26 protein-coding genes are annotated in these 24,636 nt (G+C 61.5%); 16 read left to right on the top strand and 10 right to left on the bottom strand.

Translation table 11 applies throughout. The features are described from left to right. Positions 1–34 precede the first annotated feature (34 nt). Positions 35–280 carry a GlsB/YeaQ/YmgE family stress response membrane protein gene (locus BLO80_RS27700; protein WP_003187057.1) on the top strand — a complete coding sequence of 82 codons (246 nt, stop codon included), beginning with the start codon at positions 35–37 and terminating at the stop codon, positions 278–280. 89 nt (positions 281–369) lie between these two features. Continuing rightward, entirely contained in the window at positions 370–906 is a 537-nt protein-coding gene (locus tag BLO80_RS27695; protein ID WP_092204884.1) for a DUF3299 domain-containing protein, read from the top strand. Positions 907–1,042: 136 nt separating this feature from the next. Here the strand turns inward: BLO80_RS27695 and BLO80_RS27690 are convergent, their stop codons facing one another. Both BLO80_RS27690 and BLO80_RS27685 read right to left on the bottom strand, forming a co-directional pair. After that, positions 1,043–1,942, bottom strand: coding sequence for a D-hexose-6-phosphate mutarotase (locus BLO80_RS27690; protein WP_092333677.1), 900 nt, complete (start codon positions 1,940–1,942; stop codon positions 1,043–1,045). Positions 1,943–1,999: 57 nt separating this feature from the next. Next, positions 2,000–2,404: an acyl-CoA thioesterase gene (locus BLO80_RS27685; RefSeq protein ID WP_003177184.1), complete on the bottom strand. Its 405-nt coding sequence runs from the start codon at positions 2,402–2,404 to the stop codon at positions 2,000–2,002. 375 nt (positions 2,405–2,779) lie between these two features. On the opposite strand from BLO80_RS27685, the gene BLO80_RS27680 reads away from it, so the two are divergent. The 8 genes from BLO80_RS27680 (at position 2,780) to BLO80_RS27645 (ending at position 13,588) form a co-directional block, all read left to right on the top strand. After that, positions 2,780–4,078 (top strand): MFS transporter, encoded by a 1,299-nt coding sequence (locus BLO80_RS27680; RefSeq protein ID WP_092204886.1) that lies wholly within the window; start codon positions 2,780–2,782, stop codon positions 4,076–4,078. A gap of 237 nt (positions 4,079–4,315) precedes the next feature. Further along, a complete protein-coding gene (locus tag BLO80_RS27675) occupies positions 4,316–5,314 on the top strand; it encodes a phosphate ABC transporter substrate-binding protein PstS (protein WP_092333675.1) in 999 nt (332 codons plus the stop codon). A 473-nt stretch (positions 5,315–5,787) separates the two neighbouring features. After that, positions 5,788–7,821: an ABC transporter permease subunit gene (locus BLO80_RS27670; protein WP_175459560.1), complete on the top strand. Its 2,034-nt coding sequence runs from the start codon at positions 5,788–5,790 to the stop codon at positions 7,819–7,821. A 15-nt stretch (positions 7,822–7,836) separates the two neighbouring features. After that, the gene (gene pstA / locus BLO80_RS27665; RefSeq protein WP_092333671.1) at positions 7,837–9,507 is read left to right on the top strand and encodes a phosphate ABC transporter permease PstA; all 1,671 of its coding nucleotides are present in this window, start codon (positions 7,837–7,839) and stop codon (positions 9,505–9,507) included. A gap of 164 nt (positions 9,508–9,671) precedes the next feature. Beyond that, positions 9,672–10,505, top strand: a complete 834-nt coding sequence (gene pstB / locus BLO80_RS27660; protein ID WP_058544183.1) for a phosphate ABC transporter ATP-binding protein PstB — start codon at positions 9,672–9,674, stop codon at positions 10,503–10,505. Between the two features lie 87 nt (positions 10,506–10,592). After that, positions 10,593–11,354: a phosphate signaling complex protein PhoU gene (gene phoU / locus BLO80_RS27655; protein ID WP_060739809.1), complete on the top strand. Its 762-nt coding sequence runs from the start codon at positions 10,593–10,595 to the stop codon at positions 11,352–11,354. Positions 11,355–11,524: 170 nt separating this feature from the next. After that, positions 11,525–12,472: a response regulator gene (locus BLO80_RS27650; protein WP_092333669.1), complete on the top strand. Its 948-nt coding sequence runs from the start codon at positions 11,525–11,527 to the stop codon at positions 12,470–12,472. A 219-nt stretch (positions 12,473–12,691) separates the two neighbouring features. Then, the gene (locus BLO80_RS27645; protein ID WP_060739807.1) at positions 12,692–13,588 is read left to right on the top strand and encodes a peptidoglycan DD-metalloendopeptidase family protein; all 897 of its coding nucleotides are present in this window, start codon (positions 12,692–12,694) and stop codon (positions 13,586–13,588) included. 202 nt (positions 13,589–13,790) lie between these two features. Here the strand turns inward: BLO80_RS27645 and BLO80_RS27640 are convergent, their stop codons facing one another. From BLO80_RS27640 to phoB, 3 genes are all read right to left on the bottom strand, one after another. After that, positions 13,791–15,131, bottom strand: coding sequence for a hemolysin family protein (locus BLO80_RS27640; protein ID WP_014335895.1), 1,341 nt, complete (start codon positions 15,129–15,131; stop codon positions 13,791–13,793). Positions 15,132–15,245: 114 nt separating this feature from the next. Then, a complete protein-coding gene (phoR, locus tag BLO80_RS27635; RefSeq protein WP_256574257.1) occupies positions 15,246–16,532 on the bottom strand; it encodes a phosphate regulon sensor histidine kinase PhoR in 1,287 nt (428 codons plus the stop codon). 80 nt (positions 16,533–16,612) lie between these two features. Next, on the bottom strand, positions 16,613–17,302 hold the full coding sequence (gene phoB / locus BLO80_RS27630) for a phosphate regulon transcriptional regulator PhoB (protein WP_003177195.1): 690 nt from the start codon (positions 17,300–17,302) through the stop codon (positions 16,613–16,615). A 151-nt stretch (positions 17,303–17,453) separates the two neighbouring features. On the opposite strand from phoB, the gene BLO80_RS27625 reads away from it, so the two are divergent. Next, positions 17,454–17,837, top strand: coding sequence for a COG4315 family predicted lipoprotein (locus BLO80_RS27625; protein WP_092333665.1), 384 nt, complete (start codon positions 17,454–17,456; stop codon positions 17,835–17,837). Positions 17,838–17,989: 152 nt separating this feature from the next. Here BLO80_RS27625 and ubiA read toward each other — a convergent pair whose 3' ends face one another. Together ubiA and BLO80_RS27615 are read right to left on the bottom strand one after the other, a co-directional pair. Next, positions 17,990–18,880: a 4-hydroxybenzoate octaprenyltransferase gene (ubiA, locus tag BLO80_RS27620; RefSeq protein ID WP_092333663.1), complete on the bottom strand. Its 891-nt coding sequence runs from the start codon at positions 18,878–18,880 to the stop codon at positions 17,990–17,992. After that, positions 18,880–19,443, bottom strand: coding sequence for a chorismate--pyruvate lyase family protein (locus BLO80_RS27615; protein WP_092333691.1), 564 nt, complete (start codon positions 19,441–19,443; stop codon positions 18,880–18,882). The genes ubiA and BLO80_RS27615 overlap by 1 nt, the downstream gene beginning before the upstream one ends. A gap of 176 nt (positions 19,444–19,619) precedes the next feature. Here BLO80_RS27615 and BLO80_RS27610 point away from each other — a divergent pair, with 176 nt between their 5' ends. The 3 genes from BLO80_RS27610 to BLO80_RS27600 all read left to right on the top strand — a co-directional run bounded on the left by BLO80_RS27610 (position 19,620) and on the right by BLO80_RS27600 (position 21,427). After that, positions 19,620–19,787 (top strand): rubredoxin, encoded by a 168-nt coding sequence (locus BLO80_RS27610; protein WP_003177199.1) that lies wholly within the window; start codon positions 19,620–19,622, stop codon positions 19,785–19,787. 24 nt (positions 19,788–19,811) lie between these two features. Continuing rightward, positions 19,812–20,960: an NAD(P)/FAD-dependent oxidoreductase gene (locus BLO80_RS27605; RefSeq protein ID WP_092333661.1), complete on the top strand. Its 1,149-nt coding sequence runs from the start codon at positions 19,812–19,814 to the stop codon at positions 20,958–20,960. Between the two features lie 191 nt (positions 20,961–21,151). Further along, the gene (locus BLO80_RS27600) at positions 21,152–21,427 is read left to right on the top strand and encodes an HU family DNA-binding protein (RefSeq protein WP_060739802.1); all 276 of its coding nucleotides are present in this window, start codon (positions 21,152–21,154) and stop codon (positions 21,425–21,427) included. A gap of 276 nt (positions 21,428–21,703) precedes the next feature. Here the strand turns inward: BLO80_RS27600 and BLO80_RS27595 are convergent, their stop codons facing one another. Continuing rightward, positions 21,704–22,795, bottom strand: coding sequence for an aminopeptidase (locus tag BLO80_RS27595; RefSeq protein ID WP_092333659.1), 1,092 nt, complete (start codon positions 22,793–22,795; stop codon positions 21,704–21,706). A 58-nt stretch (positions 22,796–22,853) separates the two neighbouring features. Here BLO80_RS27595 and BLO80_RS27590 point away from each other — a divergent pair, with 58 nt between their 5' ends. Then, positions 22,854–23,267 (top strand): PA0061/PA0062 family lipoprotein, encoded by a 414-nt coding sequence (locus tag BLO80_RS27590; RefSeq protein WP_092333657.1) that lies wholly within the window; start codon positions 22,854–22,856, stop codon positions 23,265–23,267. Between the two features lie 78 nt (positions 23,268–23,345). Continuing rightward, a complete protein-coding gene (locus BLO80_RS27585; protein ID WP_092333689.1) occupies positions 23,346–23,735 on the top strand; it encodes a PA0061/PA0062 family lipoprotein in 390 nt (129 codons plus the stop codon). A gap of 6 nt (positions 23,736–23,741) precedes the next feature. Here BLO80_RS27585 and BLO80_RS27580 read toward each other — a convergent pair whose 3' ends face one another. Beyond that, positions 23,742–23,975 carry a DUF1161 domain-containing protein gene (locus tag BLO80_RS27580; RefSeq protein ID WP_092333687.1) on the bottom strand — a complete coding sequence of 78 codons (234 nt, stop codon included), beginning with the start codon at positions 23,973–23,975 and terminating at the stop codon, positions 23,742–23,744. Positions 23,976–24,125: 150 nt separating this feature from the next. Beyond that, a complete protein-coding gene (locus BLO80_RS27575; protein WP_092333655.1) occupies positions 24,126–24,557 on the bottom strand; it encodes an OsmC family protein in 432 nt (143 codons plus the stop codon). Positions 24,558–24,636 lie beyond the last annotated feature (79 nt).

Below are 24,636 nucleotides of genomic sequence, written 5' to 3'. Positions count from 1 at the left end.
TTTGGCTTAGCGACTCAATGAGAGAGGAAATGCCATGGGAATCATCGGAACCATCTTTATCGGCTTGATCGTTGGCCTGCTGGCGCGCTTCCTGAAACCGGGCGATGACAGCATGGGCTGGATCATGACCATCCTGCTCGGTATCGGCGGTTCGTTGGCAGCCACTTACGGCGGCCAGGCCCTGGGCATCTACCAGGCCGGCCAAGGCGCAGGTTTCATCGGCGCCCTGGTGGGCGCGATCGTGTTGCTGGTGATCTACGGCCTGATCAAAAGAAACTGATCCAAATGCAGCAAGGCCCTCTCCGCGTGGCGAGCAGAGGGGGCTAGAATGCTCGGCGTTTCACTTTACATTCATTGCCGAGCCCTTTCATGCGCCGTCTAGTATTGACCCTTCTTCTGCTGGGCAGTGGCCTGGCCCATGCCGCCGAGCTGCCGGAAACCGACTGGCTCGAATTGATGCCCAAGTCGGACCAGAAAGCCCTCGAGGCCATGCCCGAGATCGACCACAACTCCCCGGAAGCCAACGGCACCTTCACCGAAAAAGGCGGCCTGAAACAAAGCAAGGGCTTGCCGGCGGTGATGTATTCGACCAAGACCGTGGCGGCGATGAACGACAAGCACATTCGCATCGGCGGTTACCCGGTGCCGCTGGAAACCGACGCCAAGGGCCGCAGCACGCTGTTTTTCCTGGTGCCCTACCCTGGCGCCTGCATCCACGTCCCGCCACCGCCGCCTAACCAACTGGTGCTGGTGCGCTATCCCAAGGGCCTGAAGCTGGACGACATCTACACGCCGCTCTGGGTGACGGGCACGCTGAAGATCGAAAAGGTCGACAACGACCTGGCGAGCGCGGCGTATGCGCTGGACGCGGACAAGGTGAGGGTGGTGCAGGAGGCGGATTTGTAGGTGCCAGTAAATTTGGCGTAGATCCACTGTGGGAGCGAGCCTGCTCGCGATAGCGGTCTATCAGTCAATGCAGATGTTGACTGTCAGTCCGCTATCGCGAGCAAGCTCGCTCCCACAGTGGTTTTTGTGGTGGGGGTTAGAGCGGCTTGCTGCAGATGCTCACGCCAAGGGTATGGCTGGCCTGCGGCAACAACGTCACCACGTCGTCCATCACATTCGCCGTCTCGATGCACAACATGCGCTGCCAGCCATCGTCGGCCATGTCGCTGAAGGCCTTGGCGCGTTCGGTCCAGGGGTTCCAGATCACCGCCGTGCGCGAACCGCTGCTGGTCAGTACGATCCGTCGTTCCCAGTGCGGGTCGATGATGCTCAGCGTCGGCGGGGTATCGAGGTAGATGCGGTCGGTCTCGCTGGCAAATGTCAGGTCGCCGGCCTGGGTGTGGGTATTCCAGTCGTCCAGGGTCTCGATGTAGTTCAAGCCATCCACCCCTTCGACCCGTACGTTGCGCACATCGCTCACGGCGAAGTAGCTATGCAGCGCCTGGCTGAGGCTGACGGTTTCGCTGCCACGGTTATGGCTGGTGAGGCGAATGTGCAGTTGCTCGTCCATCACGATGGTCAGCGTCAGGTCTACCTGGTGAGGCCAGCCCGAGAGGCCGTTTTCAGGGTAGGGCAGCACGAATTCCACCTTGAGGCTCTCGCCTTCGGTTTCGATGCCCTTCAATTCCCAATCCATCGCCCGCACCAGGCCGTGGGCCGTGGCGGGGTCGTTGCTCACGCGCATGGCCTGTACGCTGTCGGGGTTGCGCGTCAGGTTGCCGAACCACGGCCAGCACACCGGCACGCCCGCGCGGATGCTCTTGCCGGCCTTGAACGTGGCCTGGTCGTTGAGCCAGATCAGTGGCGGCTGGCCGTCCACTTGATAACTGAGGATGTGCGCGCCTTGCTGGGCCACCAGCAACTCGGCCTGACCGTGACGGATGCGCCAGGCGTTCAGTTCATCCAGTTTGACCGCTTCGACGTTGGGCGTAGGCATGTTGCAAATCTCGCTCGGGAACAGGGACTGCAATGGACCGCAAAACGGCCGCCGTGTTTAACGGGCGCGCGGCGGAACCGAGCGGGTACGACCGCTGCCGTCGATGGCGACAAAGACAAAGACCGCCTCGGTCACCTTGCGCCATTCACTGGACAGCGGGTCGTCGCTCCAGACTTCAACCATCATCTGGATCGAGCTGCGGCCGATTTCCAGCGCCTGGGTATAAAAGGAAAGCTGCGCACCCACCGCCACCGGCACCAGGAACGCCATGCGATCGATCGCCACGGTGGCCACGCGTCCGCCGGCCACTTTGCTGGCCATGGCGGTGCCGGCCAAGTCCATCTGGGACACCAGCCAGCCACCGAAAATATCGCCGAAGCCGTTGGTCTCGCGAGGGAGCGCGGTGATTTGCAAGGCCAGGTCGCCTTGCGGAATGGGATCTTCTTGTTCGAGCTCTATCATGCCGGGGGGCCTCTGACCCGTAACGCTGTCTGGTACTTCAGGTGAATAGCCGTCTTTGAAAAAAACGATTCAGCCCGAACATACTGCGTTCGTCACGTTTTTCGTAAAGGCGTGCCAAAGGGAAACTCTGCGAAACCGGCTGGTTCTGGTACTACGCCACCAACGACGTTTTCGCACAGCAACCCCTTACAGAGTACTGCAAGGTTGCGAGTATATCGGGCGATAGACGTCGAGACGACCACTCGGTTCTGATTTCGACTATCAAATACGCGCCTCTATGTGCTTTTTCGAACAATTTGCTATCGTGCCGGACCTGCCCAGGCCCCAACCCGTATTGCCAGGGTTGCAGAATCGACTATAAGAGAAGCCCTTGCCATGACCACTGCGCCTTCGAGCACGGCGACGCCCGCACAACCAGCACGTCCACTGACCCGCAACGATTACAAGACCCTGTCGCTTTCAGCTTTGGGCGGAGCGCTGGAGTTCTACGATTTCATCATCTTCGTGTTCTTTGCCACCGTGGTCGGCAAATTGTTCTTCCCTGCCGAAATGCCCGAGTGGCTGCGCCTGATGCAGACCTTCGGCATTTTTGCCGCCGGTTACCTGGCCCGGCCGCTGGGCGGGATCATCATGGCCCACTTCGGCGACCTGCTGGGGCGCAAGAAAATGTTCACCCTGAGTATTTTCATGATGGCGGTGCCGACCCTGATCATGGGCCTGTTGCCCACCTATGCGCAGATCGGCATGTGGGCGCCCATCCTGCTGTTGCTGATGCGGGTGATCCAGGGCGCGGCCATCGGCGGGGAAGTGCCGGGGGCCTGGGTCTTCGTTTCCGAACACGTTCCGGCGCGCCACATCGGCTATGCCTGCGGCACCCTGACCTGCGGCCTGACGGCGGGGATTCTGTTGGGTTCGCTGGTCGCCACGGCCATCAACAGCCTTTATACGCCGGTGGAAGTGGCGGATTACGCCTGGCGGATCCCGTTCCTGCTGGGCGGTGTGTTCGGGCTGTTTTCGGTGTACCTGCGCCGCTGGCTCCACGAAACCCCGGTGTTTGCCGAACTGCAACTGCGCAAGGCCCTGGCCGAGGAAATACCGCTGCGGGCCGTGCTGCGCGATCACCGCGGCGCCATCGCGATTTCGATGCTGCTGACCTGGCTGCTGTCGGCCGGCATCATCGTGATCATCCTGATGACCCCGACGGTGTTGCAGACCGTTTACCACTTCAGCCCGACCACCGCGTTGCAGGCCAACAGCCTGGCGATCGTGTTCCTGAGCTTTGGTTGCATCGGCTCCGGCGTGCTGGCCGACCGTTTTGGCGCCGGGCGGGTATTTGTCTTTGGTAGCGGGTTGCTGCTGATCACCTCTTGGACCTTTTATCACAGCCTGTTCGACCATCCCGACTGGCTATTCCCGCTCTATGCGCTGAGCGGCCTGCTGGTGGGCACCATCGGCGCGGTGCCTTACGTCATGGTCAAGGCGTTCCCGGCCGTGGTGCGCTTCAGCGGCCTGTCGTTCTCCTACAACCTGGCCTACGCGATCTTCGGCGGCCTTACCCCGATGATCGTGACCTTGCTGTTGAAAGAGAGCCCGATGGGGCCGGCGTATTACGTGGCGATCATTTGCGGGATAGGGATTGTGGTGGGCGGTTATCTCTGGAAGAAGGGGCGCTAGGTCCGAATCTTTCGCTGACTGCACGGGCTTCATCGCGAGCAAGCTCGCTCCCACAGAGGGCTGCGTTCACCGCAAATCCCCTGTGGGAGCGAGCTTGCTCGCGATTGGGGCGGCATGAATCATCCTGTAAAACTCAATGCTGGCCTTTCATCCAATTGTCATATTTCAGCCATAGAGTGTTCACACGGCTTACCAATACTTGGCCGACTTAACACACCTATCTGCTAGGAGTAAGGCATGAAACTGAAGCGTTTGATGGCGGCAATGACTTTTGTCGCTGCTGGCGTCGCGACTGCCAACGCGGTTGCCGCTGTTGACCCTGCGATCCCGAGCTACACCAAGACCACTGGTGTGTCGGGTAACCTCTCCAGCGTCGGCTCCGATACCCTGGCCAACCTGATGACCTTGTGGGCCGAGAACTACAAGAAAGAATACCCGAACGTAAACATCCAGATTCAGGCCGCCGGTTCCTCCACCGCGCCGCCCGCGCTCACCGAAGGCACCGCCAACCTGGGCCCGATGAGCCGCAAGATGAAAGACAACGAACTGCAGGCCTTCGAACAGAAGTACGGCTACAAGCCAACCGCTATTCCGGTTGCCGTGGACGCCCTGGCCGTATTCGTGCACAAGGACAACCCGATCAAGCACCTGACCATGGCTCAGGTCGACGCCATTTTCTCCTCGACTCGCCTGTGCGGCGCCAAGGCTGACGTCAAGACCTGGGGCGACCTGGGCGTGACCGGCGACCTGGCCAACAAGCCGGTCCAACTGTTCGGTCGTAACTCGGTGTCCGGCACCTACGGCTACTTCAAGGAAGAAGCCTTGTGCAAAGGCGACTACAAGCCAAACGTCAACGAACAGCCGGGTTCGGCTTCGGTTGTGCAGTCGATCAGCAGCTCGCTTAACGGCATCGGTTACTCGGGTATCGGCTACAAGACCGCCAGCGTGAAAACCGTTGCCCTGGCCAAGAAAGAAGGCGGCGAGTTCGTTGAAGACACCGAAGAAAACGCCCTGAACGGCAAGTACCCGCTGTCGCGTTTCCTCTACGTCTACGTCAACAAGGCGCCGAACAAGCCTCTGGCCCCGCTGGAAGCCGAGTTCGTGAAGCTGATCCTGTCCAAGCAAGGCCAGGAAGTCGTGGTCAAGGACGGCTACATCCCGGTACCTGCCAAAGTCGCCGCCAAGGCACTGGCTGACCTGGGTCTGCAGGAAGGCGGCAACGTCGCCAAGCAGTAATACCTGAGCCCGGGCCAACACCCGGGCTCTCTGTGGGAGCGGGCTTGCTCGCGAATGCGGTGGATCAGTCGGCATCCATGTCGAATGGGCTGGCCCCTTCGCGAGCAAGCTTGCTCCCACAGACACGAATTTTCTGTCCGCTGCCGCTTCTAGCTGGCGGCGGATTTGTTGCGTCACTTCACTGTCATCTTTCTGTCATACAGGATCGCTAGGGTGTGCGCATGAATGATCTGGCCAACTCCACAATGACTACGACTTCCCCTCCCAAGCGCATTGACTTCAATACGCCTGAGTTGCAACGCAAGCGTCGCATCCGCGCGCTCAAGGATCGCCTGACCCGCTGGTACGTGCTGGTCGGTGGCCTCGCCGTCCTGGCGGCCATTACGCTGATTTTCTTCTTCCTGGCCTACGTGGTGCTGCCCCTGTTCCAGGGCGCGGACCTGACCGCCAAGGACTTGATCACCCCGGCCTGGATGCAAGACGCCGGCAAACCGCTGATGATCTCCATCGAAGAACAGAACCAGGTCGCCATGCGGGTTTCCGACAAGGGCCAGGCGCTGTTTTTCGACGTCAGCAGTGGCGCCGAACTGCGCCGTGTCGACCTGCCGATCCCGGCCGGCGCCAGCGTGACCGCCATTGGCGAGGACCAGCCCGGCAGCCCATTGGTGGCGATCGGTCTGTCCAACGGCCAGGCCTTGGTGTTCCGCCACACTTATAAGGTCACCTACCCGGACGGCAAGAAAACCATCTCGCCCGCCGTTGAATATCCTTACGGCGAAACGCCGATCGCCTTGAACGAACAGGGCGCGGCCCTGGAGCATGTCAGCCTCAACGCCACGGATTCGACCCTGCTGTTGGCCGGCTCCAGCGGCGCCCAGCTGCAAGTGCTGTCGCTCACCAGCGAAGAAAACATGATGACCGGTGAAGTCACCAGCGAGCAGACGCGTATCGACCTGCCGCAGATGACCGAGCCGGTGAAGAACATCTTCGTCGACCCGCGCCAGCAATGGCTGTATGTAGTCAACGGACGTGCCCAGGCCGATGTGTTCAGCCTGCGGGACAAGAGCCTCAACGGCCGTTACAAACTGCTGGAAAACGCCGATGCCCAAGTCACCGCCGCCACCCAGTTGGTGGGCGGGATCTCGCTGATCATCGGCGACTCCAAGGGCGGCCTGGCCCAGTGGTTCATGGCCCGGGATCCGGACGGTGAGCTGCGTTTCAAACAGATTCGTACCTTCCAGATGAGCAGCGCGCCTATCGTCGAGATCAGCGCCGAAGAGCGTCGCAAAGGCTTCGTGGCGCTCGACGCTGCCGGCAAGCTGGGTGTGTTCCACAGCACCGCCCACCGCACCCTGCTGGTGGACCAGGTGGTCGACGGCCAGGGCCTGTTCGGCATGTCGCCACGGGCCAACCGCCTGATCGTCGAACAGGGCGGCAAGCTGCAACCGTTGACGCTGGACAACCCGCACCCGGAAGTGTCGTGGAGCGCGTTGTGGAGCAAGGTCTGGTACGAAAACTACGACGAACCTAAATATGTCTGGCAATCGACCGCCGCCAACACCGACTTCGAACCCAAGCTGAGCCTCTCGCCGCTGACCTTCGGTACCCTGAAGGCGGCGTTCTACGCGATGTTGCTGGCCGCGCCGCTGGCGGTTGCCGCAGCGATCTACACCGCCTACTTCATGGCCCCGGGCATGCGTCGCAAGGTCAAGCCGGTGATCGAGTTGATGGAGGCGATGCCGACGGTGATCCTCGGTTTCTTCGCCGGCCTGTTCCTGGCGCCGTATGTCGAAGGGCACCTGCCGGGTATCTTCAGCCTGCTGATGTTGCTGCCGATCGGCATCCTGATCACCGGTTTCGCCTTCAGCCGCCTGCCGGAATCCATTCGCTTGAGAGTGCCGGACGGCTGGGAAAGCGCCTTGCTGATCCCGGTCATCCTGTTCGTGGGCTGGCTCTCGCTGTACATGAGCCCGTACATGGAAACCTGGTTCTTTGGCGGCGACATGCGCATGTGGATCTCCCATGACCTGGGCATCACCTACGACCAGCGCAACGCCCTGGTGGTGGGCCTGGCGATGGGCTTCGCGGTGATCCCGAACATCTATTCCATCGCCGAAGACGCCGTGTTCAGCGTGCCGCGCGGTCTGACCCTGGGCTCCCTGGCCCTTGGCGCCACGCCGTGGCAGACCATGACCCGCGTGGTGATCCTCACTGCCAGCCCGGGCATCTTCTCGGCGCTGATGATCGGCATGGGCCGTGCGGTGGGCGAGACCATGATCGTGCTGATGGCCACCGGTAACACGCCGGTCATGGAAATGAACCTGTTCGAAGGCCTGCGCACCCTGGCGGCCAACGTGGCGGTGGAGATGCCCGAGTCGGAAGTCGGCGGCAGCCATTACCGCGTGCTGTTCCTGTCGGCCCTGGTGTTGCTGTTGTTCACCTTCGTCATGAACACCCTCGCCGAGCTGATCCGTCAGCGTCTGCGCAAGAAATATTCGTCGCTTTAAGAAAGGTAGAAGTCTGTGAAACAGAACTCCCTGAAAGGATGGTTCAAGAGCGGCGCCCCCGGCGTCTGGATCAGCGGTGGCGCGGTGTCCATCGCGGTCATCATGACCATTGGCCTGCTGGCGGTGATCGCTGTGCGCGGCCTGGGCCACTTCTGGCCGGCGGACCTGATCCACGCCAACTACAACGTGCCGGGCATGCCTGCGCACCTGGTGGTCGGCGAAGTGGTGCAGAAAGAAGAAGTACCCCGCGAGCGCCTGAAAAGCGCCGGCCTGCCGGTGCCGGACGAAGGCCCCGAATTCATGACCCGCGAACTGATCAAGGTCGGCAACCGAGACCTGAACGGCTCTGACTTCACCTGGATCGTCGGCGATTGGCTGACCAACCAGACCACGCCGCCGGAACTGATGGCCATCGAGCGTCGTGAGTGGGGCAACTTCTACGGTTACCTGGTCAACGTCAAGGAAGGCGGCAAGGTCATCGCCGAGGGCGAAGCGGCCTGGCCGCAACTGCAGGCTCGTGTACAGCGGGTCAACCAGTTGGCCGCCGAACTCAAGACCCTGGAAAAAGTCGACATCGGCGCCATCAACGCCGGCCTGGAGCGTATCCGCCTGCACGGTCGCAAGCTGGAGCTGGACGGCAAACTCGATGCTTCGGCCCAGGCCGATCTGGAAAGCGAGCGCGCCGAACTCAACGCCCGCTACAAGGACATCGAAGCGCGCCTGGCCGACCTGCACGCGCAGTTCAACCGTGACAGCCTGACGGCCCGCGATGCCAACGGCAAGGAAGTGGAGATCGAAATCGGCAAAGTGGTGCACGCCTACCAGCCAAACGGCATGGGCACGTTCACCAAGCTGGGTTTCTACTTCAGCAAGGTCTGGGAATTCCTCAGCGACGACCCCCGTGAAGCCAACACCGAAGGCGGTATCTTCCCGGCGATTTTCGGCACCGTGATGATGACCCTGATCATGGCGATGATCGTGACGCCGTTCGGCGTGCTGGCGGCGGTCTACCTGCGTGAATACGCCCGCCAGGGCCCGATGACCCGTCTGATTCGCATCGCGGTGAACAACCTCGCGGGCGTTCCAGCCATTGTTTACGGCGTGTTCGGTCTGGGCTTCTTCGTCTACGTGCTGGGTGGTTCGGTCGACCGCTTGTTCTTCCCCGAGGCCTTGCCGGCGCCGACCTTCGGCACCCCGGGCCTGCTCTGGGCGTCGCTGACCCTGGCGCTGCTGGCGGTGCCGGTGGTGATTGTGGCCACCGAAGAAGGCCTGGCGCGGATCCCGCGTACCGTGCGCGAAGGCTCCCTGGCCCTCGGCGCGACCAAGGCCGAGACCCTGTGGAAAATCGTCCTGCCCATGGCCAGCCCGGCGATGATGACCGGCATGATCCTCGCTGTGGCCCGTGCCGCGGGCGAAGTGGCCCCGTTGATGCTGGTGGGCGTGGTGAAACTGGCCCCGTCGCTGCCGCTGGACGGCAACTACCCGTACCTGCACCTGGACCAGAAGATCATGCACCTGGGCTTCCATATCTATGACGTCGGTTTCCAGAGCCCGAACGTCGAAGCGGCGCGACCGCTGGTCTATGCCACGGCGCTGCTGCTGGTGCTGGTGATCGCCACGCTCAACCTGTCGGCCGTGTGGATCCGTAACCACCTGCGCGAGAAGTACAAGGCACTGGATAGTTGATTTTCATGTGGGAGCGGGCTTGCCCGCGAAGACGGCGGCACATTCTGTAGAGATGCAAGCCGAGACACCGCTTTCGCGAGCAAGCCCGCTCCCACCAGATACACAGATTGGCATGGCCGTTCAGTGGCCAACCGAACCGAATTTGTTAGCACAGGGAGCCTCCCATGCAACACGAAGCACATACACACGGCATCAACATGTCGGCCCTGGGCCGCGACAAGCAGAGCCTGGATCTGGCGCAGGAAACCGTCGCCATCGAAGTACCCGGCCTGAGCCTGTTCTACGGCGAGAAGCAGGCGCTGTATGACGTCAGCCTGAATATCCCGAAACAGCGCGTCACCGCGTTCATCGGTCCGTCGGGCTGCGGCAAGTCCACCTTGCTGCGCACCTTCAACCGCATGAACGACCTGGTGGACGGCTGCCGCGTCGAAGGTGAAATCAACCTCTACGGCAACAACATCTACCGCAAGGGCGAAGACGTGGCCGAGCTGCGCCGTCGCGTCGGCATGGTGTTCCAGAAACCGAACCCGTTCCCGAAAACCATCTACGAGAACGTGGTCTACGGCTTGCGCATCCAGGGCATCAACAAGAAGCGCATCCTCGACGAAGCCGTGGAATGGGCCCTCAAGGGCGCAGCGCTGTGGGATGAGGTCAAGGACCGTCTGCATGAATCGGCCCTCGGCCTGTCCGGCGGCCAGCAGCAACGTCTGGTGATCGCCCGCACCATTGCCGTGGAACCGGAAGTGCTGCTGCTCGACGAACCCTGCTCGGCCCTCGACCCGATCTCGACGCTGAAAGTCGAAGAGCTGATCTACGAGCTCAAGTCCAAGTTCACCATCGTCATCGTGACCCACAACATGCAACAGGCGGCGCGGGTTTCCGACTACACCGCGTTCATGTACATGGGCAAACTGGTGGAATTCGGCGATACCGATACGCTGTTCACCAATCCGGCGAAGAAGCAGACCGAAGACTACATCACCGGTCGTTACGGCTAGTCGAGGCGCGCACTGCGTTATCAGGATCAACATTTAACTGCTTGAAGCTTGCAGCTTGAAGCTTGCAACTTTCGCGGAGCGAACAAGATGATTTCGAAGGAAGGCCTTACTCACCATATTTCCGCACAGTTCAACGCCGAGCTGGAGGAAGTGCGCAGTCACCTGCTGGCCATGGGCGGGCTGGTGGAAAAGCAGGTCAACGACGCGGTGACCGCACTGATCGAGGCCGACTCCGGCCTGGCCCAACAGGTGCGCGAAATCGATGACCAGATCAACCAGATGGAACGCAACATCGACGAGGAGTGCCTGCGTATCCTGGCCCGTCGTCAGCCGGCTGCGTCCGACCTGCGCCTGATCATCAGCATTTCCAAGTCGGTGATCGACCTTGAGCGGATCGGCGACGAAGCCACCAAGATCGCCCGTCGTGCCATTCAGTTGTGCGAAGAAGGTGAGGCGCCGCGCGGCTACGTCGAGGTTCGCCACATCGGCGACCAAGTGCGCAACATGGTCCGCGACGCACTGGACGCCTTCGCCCGCTTCGACGCCGACCTGGCATTGTCGGTGGCCCAGTACGACAAGATCATCGACCGCGAATACAAGACCGCCCTGCGTGAGCTGGCGACCTACATGATGGAAGACCCACGCTCCATTTCCCGGGTGTTGAGCATTATCTGGGTGCTGCGTTCTCTGGAACGTATCGGCGATCATGCACGCAACATCTCGGAACTTGTCATCTACCTGGTGCGCGGCACCGATGTGCGCCATTTGGGGCTCAAGCGGATGAAGGAAGAAGTTCAGGGCACCCCGTCCGAAACCGCTAATGTTCCGGGCGAAACTGACGATAAGTAAGATTGCCAAGAAAAGCGCCCGGCCTTCTGGTCGGGCTTTTTTTTGGATTTTTTTTAATCCAAAGCAGCACCCCGCGAACGAAAAGTCCCGGCGTGACTGACGGTTTTTTTTGGCAATATGCCATCAGTAAAAGCGGTATGCTTGCCGGGATTTTTTAGAGGTGTATCTGGATGAGTAAGGTCAGTGTGTTGGTCGTGGACGATGCTTCGTTCATTCGTGACCTGGTGAAGAAGTGCCTGCGCAACTACTTCCCGGGCGTGCGTATCGAAGACGCGGTGAACGGCAAGAAAGCCCAGGCCCTGCTGGCTCGCGAGGCATTCGACCTGGTGCTGTGCGATTGGGAAATGCCGGAAATGTCCGGTCTCGAACTGCTGACCTGGTGCCGCCAGCAGGACACCCTCAAGGGCATGCCCTTCGTGATGGTCACCAGCCGCGGCGACAAGGAAAACGTGGTCCAGGCGATCCAGGCCGGCGTTTCCGGCTACGTCAGCAAGCCGTTCACCAACGAACAGTTGCTGACCAAGGTCAAGCAGGCCCTGCACAAGGTCGGCAAGCTCGACACGCTGATGAACAGTGCCCCGACCAAGATGAACTCGGCGTTCGGTAATGATTCCCTCAGCGCCCTGACGGGCAATAAGGCGCCGGTTGCGGCTGTTGCTTCGGCGCCTGCGGCGAATCCGTTGGCCAAGCCGGCCGCCGCTCCCGCAGCCGCTGCTGCCCCGGCCCGTGGGCTGCTCAACAGCCCACCGGTCAAGGCGCCGGTAGCCGCCGCTTCGACGCCCAACCGTGGCCAAGGCCAGTTGCGCCTGTCTAGCGGCACCCAGCAATGCGTGATCAAAGCCCTGAGCCTCAAGGAAGCGCTGCTGGTGGTCAAGCGCACCGACACCCTGCCACAAGTGCTCGAAAGCGCAGTGCTGGACATGGAGCAGGGCGACAACGCCGAAACTGCCCGTCTCAACGGCTACCTGCACGCCATCGTCGCCCATGAGCAGACCCCCGACAGCGAATGGCTGCAACTGACGTTCCGCTTCGTCGACAAAGACCCGCAGAAACTCGATTACATCTCCCGCCTGATCGCCCGCGGCACCGCTCAGAAACACTTCGTGCCGGGCGCCTGATTCGGCGGCGCCTTCGAGTCCGCTATCGCGAGCAAGCTCGCTCCCACAGGGGATCTTCAGTGTTCACTGGATCGAGTGTGGGAGCGAGCTTGCTCGCGATGGGGCCATAAGATCCAACACCGATCGCTGATCCCATTTTGAAACATCCGTCGACTACGCTGGTCCATCCCAGCTGCTAGGCTGCTGTGCAGGCCTTCATCTTCGACAGAACCTTTGCCCATGCTCGTGCCCCTGCTGTTTGCCTGTGGTCTTGTCCTGGCCTCCACCTCGGCCGTGGCCATGACGATCTACAAATCCACCGATGCCAATGGCGTGGTGTCCTATAGCGACCGCCCCAGCAAGGGCGCCCAGGTGTTCGTGTTCCGCGACCGGATGGTCGAGCGCCTGGAGCGGCAGGTGTTCCTGGATATCAAGAAACAGAACGGCGCGGACGCGGTGTTCGTGCGCAACGATCTGTATGCACCGGTGGAGATCGAGTTGAGTTTCGCCGGGTTGCGCAACGTCAGCGGAGCGCCGAGCCGGCCGATTCGTCGGGTGCTGCCGGCGCGCAGCAACCTGCGCCTGGCGCTGCTTACGGCCACCCGGCCCGGCAGGCCGCTGGTGTATACCCCAAGGTTCGAATATTCCCTGGGCGACCCTGCAGGCGCCGCCGAGGCCTATCGGTACCCGCTGCCTTGGCGCGGCGGGCCGTTCCGGCTGAGCCAGGGGGCCAACGGCCAATACAGCCATTACGGCCCGAAGAACCGCTACGCCATGGACATCGCCATGCCCGTGGGCACGCCGATCATCGCCGCGCGGGGTGGCGTGGTCATCAAGACCGAAAACGAGCAGACCGGCCGCGGGGACGATCCCGCGGGCAACTTCGTGCGAGTGCTGCACGATGACGGCACCATGGGTGTCTACCTGCACCTGCAGAAGGGCTCGGTGAGCGTACGGGAAGGGCAGCGGGTCGGGGTGGGCACGCCGCTGGCGTTGTCGGGCAATACCGGCAACAGCTCAGGCCCGCACCTGCATTTCGTGGTGCAGCGCAACACCGGGTTGGGGCTGGTGTCGATTCCCTACCAGTTCAATCAGCCCGTGGGCGACTTGCCCAACTTTGCGTTGGGCAAGCAGTAGCCTCTGCACAAGCGAAGGCGCTTTGTGGCGAGGGAGCTTGCTCCCGCTCGGCTGCGAAGCAGTCGTCGCTTTAGGGCCGCTTCGCGACCCCACGGGAGCAAGCTCCCTCGCCACAGGGGCTGGCTGTTCCAGGCCGAAATGCGCTCCCCTGTGAGAGCGAGCTTGCTCGCGAAGGCAGCACCGCCGACCTTCAGTCAACGACTCAATCGAGCATCAACACCTTCGCCAGGATGATCTTCGGCCCTTTCATCTTCTTGATGATGATCCGCAGGCCTTCGACTTCCAGCACTTCTTCCTCTTCCGGCACGCGCTTGAGGGTTTCATAGACCAGGCCGGCCAGGGTTTCGGCTTCGATGTGGTCCAGGTCGATCCCCAGCAGGCGCTCGACCTTGAACAGTGGTGTGTCGCCACGTACCAGCAGCTTGCCCGGCTGGTAGGCCAGGATGCCGCGTTCGGCCTTGCGGTGTTCGTCCTGGATGTCGCCCACCAGCACTTCCAGCACGTCTTCCATGGTCAGGTAGCCGATGATGTTGCCGTCGGCTTCCTCGACCAAGGCGAAGTGCGAGCCGCCCTTGCGGAACTGCTCCAGCAACTGCGACAGCGGCATGTGCCGTGACACTCGCTCCAGCGGCCGGGTCAGTTCGGCCAGGTTGAACGACTCGGGAATGTGATCCAGGGCCGCCAGTTCCAGCAGCAGGTCCTTGATGTGCAGCAGGCCGACGAACTCCTGGCGCTCGCTGTCGTACACCGGATAACGGCTGAACTTGTGGCGACGGAACATCGCCAGGATTTCCTTGAGCGGCGCGTTGAACTCCAGCGTCACCAGGTCTTCCCGGGAATTGGCCCAGTCCACCACTTCCAGCTCGCCCATCTCCACGGCCGAGGCCAGCACGCGCATGCCCTGGTCGCTGGGGTCCTGGCCACGGCTGGAGTGCAGGATCAGTTTCAGTTCTTCGCGGCTGTAATGGTGTTCATGGTGCGGGCCCGGCTCACCCTGGCCGGCGATGCGCAAGATGGCGTTGGCACTGGCGTTGAGCAGGTAGATCGCCGGGTACATGGCCCAGTAGAACAGGTACAGCGGCACGGCGGTCCACAGCGACAGCAGCTCGGGTTTGCGAATGGCCCAGGATTTGGGCGCCAGTTCACCGACCACGATGTGCAGGTACGAAATGATGAAGAATGCGGTGAAGAACGACACGCCCTTGATCACTTCCGGCGACTGTACGCCGACCGCGCCCAGCAACGGCTCGAGGATGTGGGCGAACGCCGGCTCGCCGACCCAGCCCAGTCCCAGGGACGCCAGGGTGATACCCAGTTGGCACGCAGACAGGTAAGCGTCGAGCTGGCTGTGGACGGTGCGCAGGATGTGCCCGCGCCAGCCGTTCTGCTCGGCAATGGCTTCGACCCGGGTCGAGCGCAGCTTGACCATGGCGAATTCGGCCGCAACGAAAAAGCCGTTGAGCAAAACCAGGATCAGAGCGAAAAGAATCATGCCGAATTCGGCGAAGAGTGTGACGAGGGACAAGCCAGGGGAAGGGTCCATGATGGGGTTTTGCGGGTTCCGAATAGTCGTGGGAATTGGAAAATGGGCGCCCGAAAAGGCAGGCGCAAGTCAGTCAATGTAGCGGCTGACTCGGCGATTGCCTAGGGGGCGTGCTCAATCAGCGGGGCGGTCGAGGCGTGCGCGAACCACCTGGGCCGGGGCGAAATGGCAGGTAAAGGTGCTGCCATGGCCGGGCACGCTGCTGATTTCCATGCGGGCGCGATGGCGCAGCAGGACGTGTTTGACGATGGCCAGGCCCAGCCCGGTGCCCCCCGTGTTGGAGTTGCGGCTGGAGTCGACGCGGTAGAAGCGTTCGGTCAGGCGCGGCAGGTGCTTGCTGTCGATACCGATGCCCGAATCGCGCACGCTCAGGTGCGCGCCTTGCTCATCGCCCCACCAGCGCACATGGATCCGGCCTTGCTCCGGTGTGTACTTGACCGCGTTGAACACCAGGTTGGAAAACGCACTGCGCAGTTCCGCCTCACTGCCTTTGAGCTGCACGACCGGGTCGGCTTCCAGGGTAATGGTCTGCTGCTTGGGGCCGGACAGTTCCTGCGCATCTTCGGCAATGGTTTGCAGCAGGTCGTCGATGGGCACTGGCTGGTTGTCCGATGGGTAGTCGGTGGCTTCCAGTTTCGCCAGCAGCAACAAGTCGTTGAGCAGGGTCTGCATGCGCCCGCTTTGCTGGTGCATCTGCTGCAAGGCCCGGGTCCAGCGCGGGTTCACCTCCTCGACGTTGTCGAGCAGGGTTTCCAGGTAACCGCAGATCACCGTCAACGGCGTGCGCAGTTCGTGGGAAACGTTGGCGATGAAATCCTTGCGCATCTGTTCCAGCTGATGGATACGCGTGACATCGCGCACCAGCATCAAGTGCTCGTTGTTGCCGTAGCGGGTGATGTACAACTGGATGCGTAACCGATCGTTGGTGGGCGAAGGGATTTCCAGCGGCTCGGCGTAGTTGGCTTGCTCGAAATATTCCTTGAAGCGTGGATGACGCACCAGGTTGGTCACTGGCTGGCCGCTGTCCTGGGGCGTCTTGAGGCCCAGCAGGGTCTCGGCGGCGCGGTTCCACCACTCCAGGTTGCCGTCGCTGTCGAGCATGATCACCGCGTCTTTCAGCGCGGCGGTGGACTCCTGGACCCGGTCGATCACCGCCTGCAGGCGTCCGCGAACGCGCTGGTCGCGCCGTTGCAGGTGGTAGATGCTGTCGAACACCTCACCCCACAGGCCATACCCGTCGGGCGGGGCTTCATCGGGTTGGTGCAGGCGCAGCCATTCATGCAGGCGCAGCAATTGCTTGAGGGTCCAGGCCAGGTAAAGCCCCAGCCCGGCGGCCAGGCTCCAGCCGTAGTAACCGCTGATCAGGCCGATCAGCAAACAACCGGTCACCAGCAACAACATGTGGCGAATCAGGGTGCCATGCCAGTTTTGATTCACGTGACGCGCGTCCTTGTCAGCTTGTCGGGCGGTAAGGGCTCGGATCAGGCCTTGGTCGAAAAACGATAACCGGTGCCGCGCACGGTTTGTACCAGATTTTCATAAGCATCGCCGAGGGCCTTGCGCAGGCGCCGGATGTGCACGTCCACGGTGCGTTCCTCGACGTAGACGTTGCCGCCCCAGACCTGGTCCAACAATTGGCCGCGGGTGTAGGCACGTTCCTGGTGAGTCATGAAGAATTGCAGCAGGCGGTATTCGGTCGGCCCCATCTCGGCGGGTTTGCCATCGATGGTCACGCGGTGACTGATCGGGTCGAGCAGCAGGCCACCGACTTCGATCGGCGCTTCGCCATCGGTCGGCCCGGCGCGGCGCAGCACGGCTTTCAGGCGCGCCACCAGTTCCCGTGGGGAAAATGGCTTGGTGATGTAGTCGTCGGCACCGACTTCCAGGCCCTGGATCTTGTTGTCCTCTTCGCCCTTGGCGGTGAGCATGATGATCGGGATATCCCCGGTCAGCTCGTCGCGCTTGAGGCGTCGCGCCAGTTCAATGCCTGACGTGCCGGGAAGCATCCAGTCCAGCAGGATCAGGTCGGGCTTGCGGTCGACGATGATGGCATGGGCCTGTTGAGAGTTTTCTGCTTCCATGCAGTCATAGCCGGCCATCTCCAACGCAACGGCGATCATCTCGCGGATGGGTGCCTCGTCGTCGACGATCAGAATGCTCCTGCCAACCATGGGGTAATCCTCTTGTCATTTAACTGTCTTGCGCCGCATTAGATAACGGAATTATTGCAGTCGTGTGACAGTTATTTCCTGACCGGCAGCAAGGGGGATCCTGGACTAAGCTTTTCAGTCCGAATCCTGACAACCACAAAAGAAGGTTTCCATGACTTACTTCACCCAATCCATCAAGGTACTGGCAGTCACGGTTGCCCTGGCGCTGCCGACCTGGGCGTTCGCGGCTGAACCGGCGATGGAAAAAGACGGCATGTTCACCGATCACAAAGGCATGACGCTGTATACGTTTGCCAAAGACTCGGGCGGCAAGTCGATGTGCAAGGACAAATGCGCCGCCAACTGGCCGCCGCTCAAGGCTGAAAGTGGCGACAAATCCATGGGCGAATGGACGGTGATCAACCGTGACGACGGTACGAAGCAGTGGGCCTACAATGGCAAGCCGCTGTACACCTTCGTCGTGGACAAGAAGGCGGGGGACATGACCGGTGACGGTAAAATGGACGGCGCCTGGAAGGTCGCCAAGCCCAACTGACCGCCCCGAAACGCTTTTGTGGCGAGGGAGCTTGCTCCCGCTGGGCTGCGAAGCGGCCCCAAAATCTTGCGGTCGCTGCGCAACCGAGCGGGAGCAAGCTCCCTCGCCACAAAGCCTTTCATGAGCCAAGGTTCAGTGTTGGGTCAGCGGCCTCAGCGCAACGCGTAATCCAGCACAATCCCCACGAAAATCGCCAACCCGGCCCAGTGGTTGTGCAGGAACGCCTCGAAGCAACGCATCCGGTCCCTGCCACGGGTGGACCAGAACTCCCAGGCGAAGCACGCGGCAGCGGCCACCAGCCCCAGGTGGAACCAGCCACCCAGCTGGAATTTCGACCCGGCCAGCAGCAGGCAGCCCAAGGCCAGGCCTTGCAGCGTCAGGATGATCACCCGGTCAGCGTCGCCAAACAGGATCGCCGTGGATTTCACGCCGATGCGCAAGTCATCGTCCCGGTCGGTCATTGCGTAATAGGTGTCGTAGCCCACCGTCCATAGCAGGTTGGCGATGTACAGCAACCACGCGGCCGCCGGCAGGTGCCCGGTTTCGGCAGTGAACGCCATCGGCATGCCCCAGGAGAACGCCGCGCCCAGCACCACTTGCGGGTAGTAGGTATAGCGCTTCATGAACGGGTAGCTGAACGCCAGCGCCAGACCCCCGAAGGACAACAGGATGGTCGGTGCATTGGTGCACAGCACCAGCAGGAAGCTCACGCTCATCAGCACGGCGAAGAACACCAGCGCTTCTTTCGAACTGATCTTGCCGCTCACCAGCGGGCGCTGCTCGGTGCGTTTGACGTGGCCGTCGACCTTGCGGTCGGCCCAGTCATTGATCACACAGCCGCCGGCGCGGGTCAGCACCACGCCGAGGACGAAAATCACCACGTTGGCGATGGACGGCGAGCCTTCACCGGCAATCCACAACGCCCACAGCGTCGGCCACAACAGCAGGTAGATGCCGATGGGCTTGTCCATACGGGTCAGTTGCACGAAGTCCCACGCCCGTGGATTCAGGCGATTCAAGGATTTGAGCAGTTGCACGTACATCAAGCATTCTCCGAATAGGCGCGGGCGACGGTCCACAAGCGTGGCAGGAAGATTTCCGCCACCAGCACGCTCAACGCACCGCGATCGAAACGTGACCGGCGACCCCACAGCCCGCTGGCGCGGACGTCTTGCGGCAACCCGGCCTCGGGGTAATGGCAAACCTCGATGGCCCGGCGCTGGAACGCCTGGTCGCAAAACAGCAATTCGCCCAGGGAGCGGCTGCCCAGTTCGTCCATTTGCAACCCGTCACCCTGCAAGGCGCTGCGCGCCGCCACACTGCGGGCGAACACCCAGGGCTGGTCACGGCCGCGCAGATACACTTCGCGTACCCAGCCTTCGCTGCCCTCGGCCAGGTCCAGGGCGGTACATTCGTCGGCGCGCAACGGCTGCCAGCCTTCGAACAGCGGCGTCACGCTGAAATGGCCGTCCGACAGGCGCGTGAGGCGCCGGGTCAGGGAGCCTTCGTCGAATAGCCAATCGAGTACACCCGCATCGGGGCGGGGCGACAGCAGGTGCTGGGGCAGCCATTGGAGTGTAGGAAATATCGAATTTGTATGCGGCACAGAGGTCTTGAATGGCAGCAAATGAGGCCGCGAGCTTACCATGTCGGTCGCGGGTTTTGACGGGCCCGGCCGGCTGCCCTGCTGATCGTGCTTGCATCTGTCGCGACCGATCAGTACAAAACGGCCCTGAGCCGGAAAATACCGGCCAAGGCCTGACATCTTGAGGAAGTATTGGAATGAAGAAGTGGCAATGTATTGTCTGCGGCCTGATCTACAACGAAGCTGACGGCTGGCCTGACGATGGCATCGCGCCCGGCACCCGCTGGGAAGACGTACCGGCAGACTGGCTGTGCCCGGACTGTGGCGTCGGCAAAATGGATTTCGAAATGATCGAAATCAACTGATCGTTTCATCAAATGGAGAGCAGCATGAGCGCACCTGTCATCATCGTCGGTACAGGCCTGGCCGGTTATAACCTGGCCCGGGAGTTTCGCAAGCTCGACAGCGAAACCCCGTTGCTGCTGATCACTGCGGACGACGGTCGCTCGTATTCCAAGCCGATGCTCTCCACAGGCTTTGGCAAGAACAAAGACGCCGACGGCCTGAGCATGGCCGAGCCGGGGGCCATGGCCGAGCAACTCAAGGCCGAAGTGCGCACCCATACCCGCATCAGCGGCATCGATCCGGGCCACAAACGGCTGTGGATCGGCGAAGAGGCGGTGAACTACCGCGACCTGATCCTGGCCTGGGGCGCCGAAACCGTGCGCGTGCCGGTACAGGGCGATGGGGCGGACTTGATCTTCCCCATCAACGACCTGGAAGACTACGCACGCTTCAGGGCCGCGGCGGCCGGCAAGCGCCGGGTGTTGCTGCTGGGGGCCGGCCTGATTGGCTGCGAGTTCGCCAACGACCTGAGCCTGGGTGGCTACGAAGTACAACTGGTGGCGCCGTGCGAGCAAGTCATGCCGACGCTGCTGCACCCGGCCGCCGCGGCAGCGGTCCAGGCCGGGCTGGAAAGCCTCGGTGCGCGCTTCCACTTGGGCCCTGTGCTCAACCGCTTGCAGAAGGTCGCCGACGGTCTGGAGGCGCATCTGTCCGACGGCCAGGTGATCGCCTGCGACCTGGTGGTCTCGGCCATCGGCCTGCGTCCCCGTATCGACCTGGCAGCCGCGGCCGGCCTGGTGGTCAACCGCGGCGTCGTGGTCGACCGTCACCTGAAGACCTCTCACGCCAATATCTACGCCCTGGGCGACTGCGCCGAGGTCGACGGCTTGAACCTGCTGTATGTCATGCCGCTGATGAGCTGCGCCCGGGCCCTGGCCCAAACCCTGGCCGGCAACCCGACTGCCGTCAGCTACGGTCCCATGCCGATTACCGTAAAAACCCCGGTGTGCCCCTTGGTGGTGTCGCCGCCACCGCGAGGCCGCGAGGGCGTGTGGAGCATCGAAGGGCAGGGGGCGGACATCAAGGCGCTGTGCCGCGACGCTCAAGGCCACCTGTTGGGCTACGCCCTGACAGGCACGGCGGTGATGGAGAAACTGGCGCTGAACAAGGAGCTTCCAGCCCTGCTGGCGTAAATACTGGTCGTTCTGTCGCAAAAACCCTACTTTTGGTCCCACAAAGGTCGCCCGGACACTGGCGCCGTTTTCGGCACCGTGCCATCCTCACTCCCGTCTGCCGCAGAGTAGAGCCTGCGGCGCCTTAGGGGCTGTTCCAAAGAGAGCAGCACGGACATAACAACAAAAAAACCGTCAAAGGGGCTTCATTCATGCGTAAACCAGAACTCGCCGCCGCTATCGCGGAAAAAGCAGACCTCACCAAAGAACAAGCCAACCGCGTTCTCAACGCCGTCCTGGAAGAAATCACCGGCGCCCTGCACCGCAAGGACAGCGTTACCCTGGTGGGCTTCGGCACTTTCCTGCAACGCCACCGCGGCGCCCGCACTGGCAAAAACCCACAGACCGGTGAACCGGTGAAGATCAAGGCCAGCAACACCGTTGCCTTCAAACCGGGCAAGTCCTTGAAAGAAAGCGTCAACCCATAATTGCTACGAGTACCTCGGCCGGGGGGGAAAGGAAGCGGCAATCAAAAGGGCATATCGATGAATCGGTATGCCCTTTTTTGTGCGGGGTTGCTGGCTGTGGCCAGGCATCCAATGTAGGGAGCTTGCTCGCGATAGCGGTGGGTCAGCTTGCTTCAATGGTGTCGGTACTGTCGTCATCGCGAGCAAGCTCGCTCCCACACTTGTTCGTCGCTATGTATGCCATCAGGCTTGACGCAGTTCCAATGTGGGAGCGGGCTTGCTCGCGATGACGTCCGCCTAGTCAACGGAAGTCTTCGGCTGCGCCAAGACCTTCAAGGCCGCCTTGCGCGCTTCGATCGGCAATTCGCCCAGCTTTTCCACCGCCGCATAAAAGGCAACCCAATCACCGCCCTCCCGCCTGAACAGCGCCGCAAACGCCGGCACCCACTGGTCGTACAGCCCGAACGGCAATAGTCGCGCATTGTTCAGTGGCGCGTAGACCCAGGCGTCGTAGCGTTTGTCGCCCGCCCACTGGGTGTCGCGCATCTGCACATAGTCGGCACGCAGGCGCTCGAATTCCGCCGCTTTGCGGTGGCGCATCTGTTCGGCTGTCAGGGGCTGGGCGTAGAGGGTTTCCAGGCGCTGGCGGGTGTCGAGGATCAGTTGGATGAACTGGTCGCGCTGGCGCACCTGCTGGTCGTTGCCCGGCGCCAGCCCACGACTGGCACGCCATTGCCGGGTGCCTTCCTGTTCAACGAAGGTGGCGAAGGATTCATTGAATTCGGTGTCGTCCTTTACATAAAACCGCTGGTGCGCCAGTTCATGAAAGATCAGCGTCGCCAGGCGTTCGTCGCCCCAGTGCATCATCGAACTCAGGATCGGATCGTTGAACCAGCCCAGCGTCGAATAGGCCTCTACACCGCCAATCTCCACGTCCATGCCCTGCAAGCGCTGCAACGCGGCCTCGCCACGGGCGGCGCCCTGGCTGTAATAACCGCGATAAGCCACGCAACCGGCAATGGGGAAACAATGATTGCGCGGCGCCAGGGAAAATTCTGGCGTGGCAAAGACATTCCAGACGACGAACGGCCGGCCTATATCCGCATACAGGCGATAGCTTCGATTGTCCGGTAAATGCAGGTGATCGCTGGCAAACGCCCGTGCCTCGCGCGCCTTGGCCAGATGTGCCCTGAGTTGGGTATCGCGGGCGGGGTCGGCGATGACTTGGTCGATAGGCTCTCGGGCCTGCAACAACCGCAACTGCCCGCCGACGAGCTGGCTGTAGTAACCGGCGCTACTGCAACCGTTCAGTAACAAAAGCAGGAGGCCTGGAAACAAAATCTGGAAAACACGGTCGAGTAACCGACGGCTTGAACGCGGCCTGATCAATTGGAATCACCCTGGGAAGTCTGCCTCCAAGACTATCTCGCTTGCCTGGAGCTTCGCTATGCGCGTGTTGATGCTGACGAGTGGCCTGTTGCTGCTGACCGGTTGCGCCGGTTTGCCTGATCCTGATCCCTCCCAAGCGTGGATCGACCTGGGAAACCAGCAGGACACCGCGCTACAAGCGCTGGAAGTCGATGACAAGATGTCCATTGACCGGCGTTATTTCGAAGTGCAACCCGGCAGCCATGAGCTGACGGTGCGTTATCAATTTGCCGTCGAGCCCGGCAACATCGGCCCGGATGCCGAGCCGCTGTGGCGCGATTGCCGGTTGAACCTGAAATTCAAGGACTTCAATGCCGGCCAACGTTACCAACTACAGGCCGGCAGCATTGGTTTCCGACCGTGGGCCAAGCTTTACGATCAGCAGCGCAAAGTAGTGGGGCAGGGTACACCGGCGGGCTGCCAGCAGAGTTGATCGGCGTTATGCTCAAGACCTGATTATTCAGGAAGCTCATCATGCGCCTTCACATTGCTGTTACTGGCCTTCGCTGCCATGGGCGGTTGCACAGCGACCCCGCTGCCATCGGTCGATCCGAACATGGCCTGGGTCGATTTCGCGACGCCTACGCCGGGTGGCAAGGTACTGATGGCTGAAAAGCTGGATGGCCAGCGGCTGCGAGACGGGCGCTTCTTCCAGGTTTCGCCGGGTAGCCATGAATTGGAAGTGCGCTTCGACTTCGAGGTATTTGGTGGCGGTGGGCTGGGTTTGATGAGCGAGCCGCAAGAACGACTGTGTTATCTGACCGTGCGATACGATCATTTCAAGGCCGGCCAACGCTATCGCCTGGAGGCGCGTAACCTGGCATACACCCCAAGCGCCCGACTTTATGACGCCAAGCGAGAAGTCGTTGCCGAAGACCGACAAGCCCGCTGCATGCCATAGGGCCTCTTAGCGGTCGTTCTTCTGGTAGATGATTTTCTTCGTGCCGTTTTCGCAAGTGCCCACCACCATGTTCTGGTCGTGGACTTCATCATTCGTGACGATTTCCAGCGTGTAGGACGAGACGTTATTGGCCTGGATCTTCGCTTCGATTTCCGCTTTCAGATCTTCACAGGGTTTCGGTTCGGCAAGGGCTGATGCCGCGAATGCGCAACCGATGACCACCAGGGCTGATCGTTTCATGTTCGAATTCCTCATGGCAGCGCGCACCGCCTGTGCGCTGAAACTGCGGGCTTCATTCGACCATAATTGCGCCAGGGTAAACAGCTCGACCGCATTCAATAAAATCGCAGCCTTCGCCAGCGTCGGCAAAGGCTGCGATCCTTTCATGCGTCAGCTCACCAGCGTCGCATCCAGGGTGATGTTGGCGTTCAGCACCTTGGAAACCGGACACCCTTCCTTGGCCTTCTTGCTCAGCTCATCGAATTGCGCCTGGCTGGCACCGGGGATTTTCGCCTTGAGCACCAGCTTGACCGCCGTGATCGCAAAACCGCCATCGACCTGGTCCAGGGTCACTTCGGCGTTGGTGTCGATGCTGTCGGCCTTGAGCCCGGCATCGCCGAGGATCATCGAAAAGGCCATGGAAAAGCAGCCGGCATGGGCCGCGCCGATCAACTCCTCGGGGTTGGTCCCCTTGCCGCCTTCGAATCGTGCCTTGAAGCCATAGGGCGCTTCGCGCAACACACCGGTTTCCGTGGAGATGGAGCCGATGCCGGTTTTCAGGTCACCTTCCCAATGAGCTGATGCTTTCTTGATGATAGCCATGTCTGCCTCCTGAAGATTCGGCGCGAAAGCCGCGCCTGGGTGTTTTTTTACTGTCTGGGTTGTGAGGATAGACCGCCCG

The organism is Pseudomonas sp. NFACC56-3 (genome assembly GCF_900100025.1).
GTDB classification, from domain to species: Bacteria; Pseudomonadota; Gammaproteobacteria; order Pseudomonadales; family Pseudomonadaceae; genus Aquipseudomonas; species Aquipseudomonas fluorescens_AA.
The sequence above is the reverse complement of the archived record's forward strand: the minus strand, read 5'-3'. Positions and strand labels throughout refer to the sequence as shown.

Bases quoted from the DNA above. Each gene is read 5' to 3' on its own strand.
- BLO80_RS27575 (WP_092333655.1), bottom strand. From the start codon at position 24,557: ATGGCTATCATCAAGAAAGCATCAGCTCATTGGGAAGGTGACCTGAAA.
- BLO80_RS27585 (WP_092333689.1), top strand. From the start codon at position 23,346: ATGGGCGGTTGCACAGCGACCCCGCTGCCATCGGTCGATCCGAACATG.
- pstB (WP_058544183.1), top strand. From the start codon at position 9,672: ATGCAACACGAAGCACATACACACGGCATCAACATGTCGGCCCTGGGC.
- BLO80_RS27670 (WP_175459560.1), top strand. From the start codon at position 5,788: ATGCAAGACGCCGGCAAACCGCTGATGATCTCCATCGAAGAACAGAAC.
- BLO80_RS27685 (WP_003177184.1), bottom strand. From the start codon at position 2,404: ATGATAGAGCTCGAACAAGAAGATCCCATTCCGCAAGGCGACCTGGCC.
- BLO80_RS27605 (WP_092333661.1), top strand. From the start codon at position 19,812: ATGAGCGCACCTGTCATCATCGTCGGTACAGGCCTGGCCGGTTATAAC.
- BLO80_RS27650 (WP_092333669.1), top strand. From the start codon at position 11,525: ATGAGTAAGGTCAGTGTGTTGGTCGTGGACGATGCTTCGTTCATTCGT.
- BLO80_RS27700 (WP_003187057.1), top strand. From the start codon at position 35: ATGGGAATCATCGGAACCATCTTTATCGGCTTGATCGTTGGCCTGCTG.
- BLO80_RS27640 (WP_014335895.1), bottom strand. From the start codon at position 15,131: ATGGACCCTTCCCCTGGCTTGTCCCTCGTCACACTCTTCGCCGAATTC.
- phoB (WP_003177195.1), bottom strand. From the start codon at position 17,302: ATGGTTGGCAGGAGCATTCTGATCGTCGACGACGAGGCACCCATCCGC.
- BLO80_RS27690 (WP_092333677.1), bottom strand. From the start codon at position 1,942: ATGCCTACGCCCAACGTCGAAGCGGTCAAACTGGATGAACTGAACGCC.
- phoU (WP_060739809.1), top strand. From the start codon at position 10,593: ATGATTTCGAAGGAAGGCCTTACTCACCATATTTCCGCACAGTTCAAC.
- BLO80_RS27610 (WP_003177199.1), top strand. From the start codon at position 19,620: ATGAAGAAGTGGCAATGTATTGTCTGCGGCCTGATCTACAACGAAGCT.
- BLO80_RS27695 (WP_092204884.1), top strand. From the start codon at position 370: ATGCGCCGTCTAGTATTGACCCTTCTTCTGCTGGGCAGTGGCCTGGCC.
- BLO80_RS27645 (WP_060739807.1), top strand. From the start codon at position 12,692: ATGCTCGTGCCCCTGCTGTTTGCCTGTGGTCTTGTCCTGGCCTCCACC.
- phoR (WP_256574257.1), bottom strand. From the start codon at position 16,532: ATGTTGTTGCTGGTGACCGGTTGTTTGCTGATCGGCCTGATCAGCGGT.
- BLO80_RS27680 (WP_092204886.1), top strand. From the start codon at position 2,780: ATGACCACTGCGCCTTCGAGCACGGCGACGCCCGCACAACCAGCACGT.
- BLO80_RS27675 (WP_092333675.1), top strand. From the start codon at position 4,316: ATGAAACTGAAGCGTTTGATGGCGGCAATGACTTTTGTCGCTGCTGGC.
- BLO80_RS27625 (WP_092333665.1), top strand. From the start codon at position 17,454: ATGACTTACTTCACCCAATCCATCAAGGTACTGGCAGTCACGGTTGCC.
- ubiA (WP_092333663.1), bottom strand. From the start codon at position 18,880: ATGTACGTGCAACTGCTCAAATCCTTGAATCGCCTGAATCCACGGGCG.
- BLO80_RS27600 (WP_060739802.1), top strand. From the start codon at position 21,152: ATGCGTAAACCAGAACTCGCCGCCGCTATCGCGGAAAAAGCAGACCTC.
- BLO80_RS27590 (WP_092333657.1), top strand. From the start codon at position 22,854: ATGCGCGTGTTGATGCTGACGAGTGGCCTGTTGCTGCTGACCGGTTGC.
- BLO80_RS27580 (WP_092333687.1), bottom strand. From the start codon at position 23,975: ATGAAACGATCAGCCCTGGTGGTCATCGGTTGCGCATTCGCGGCATCA.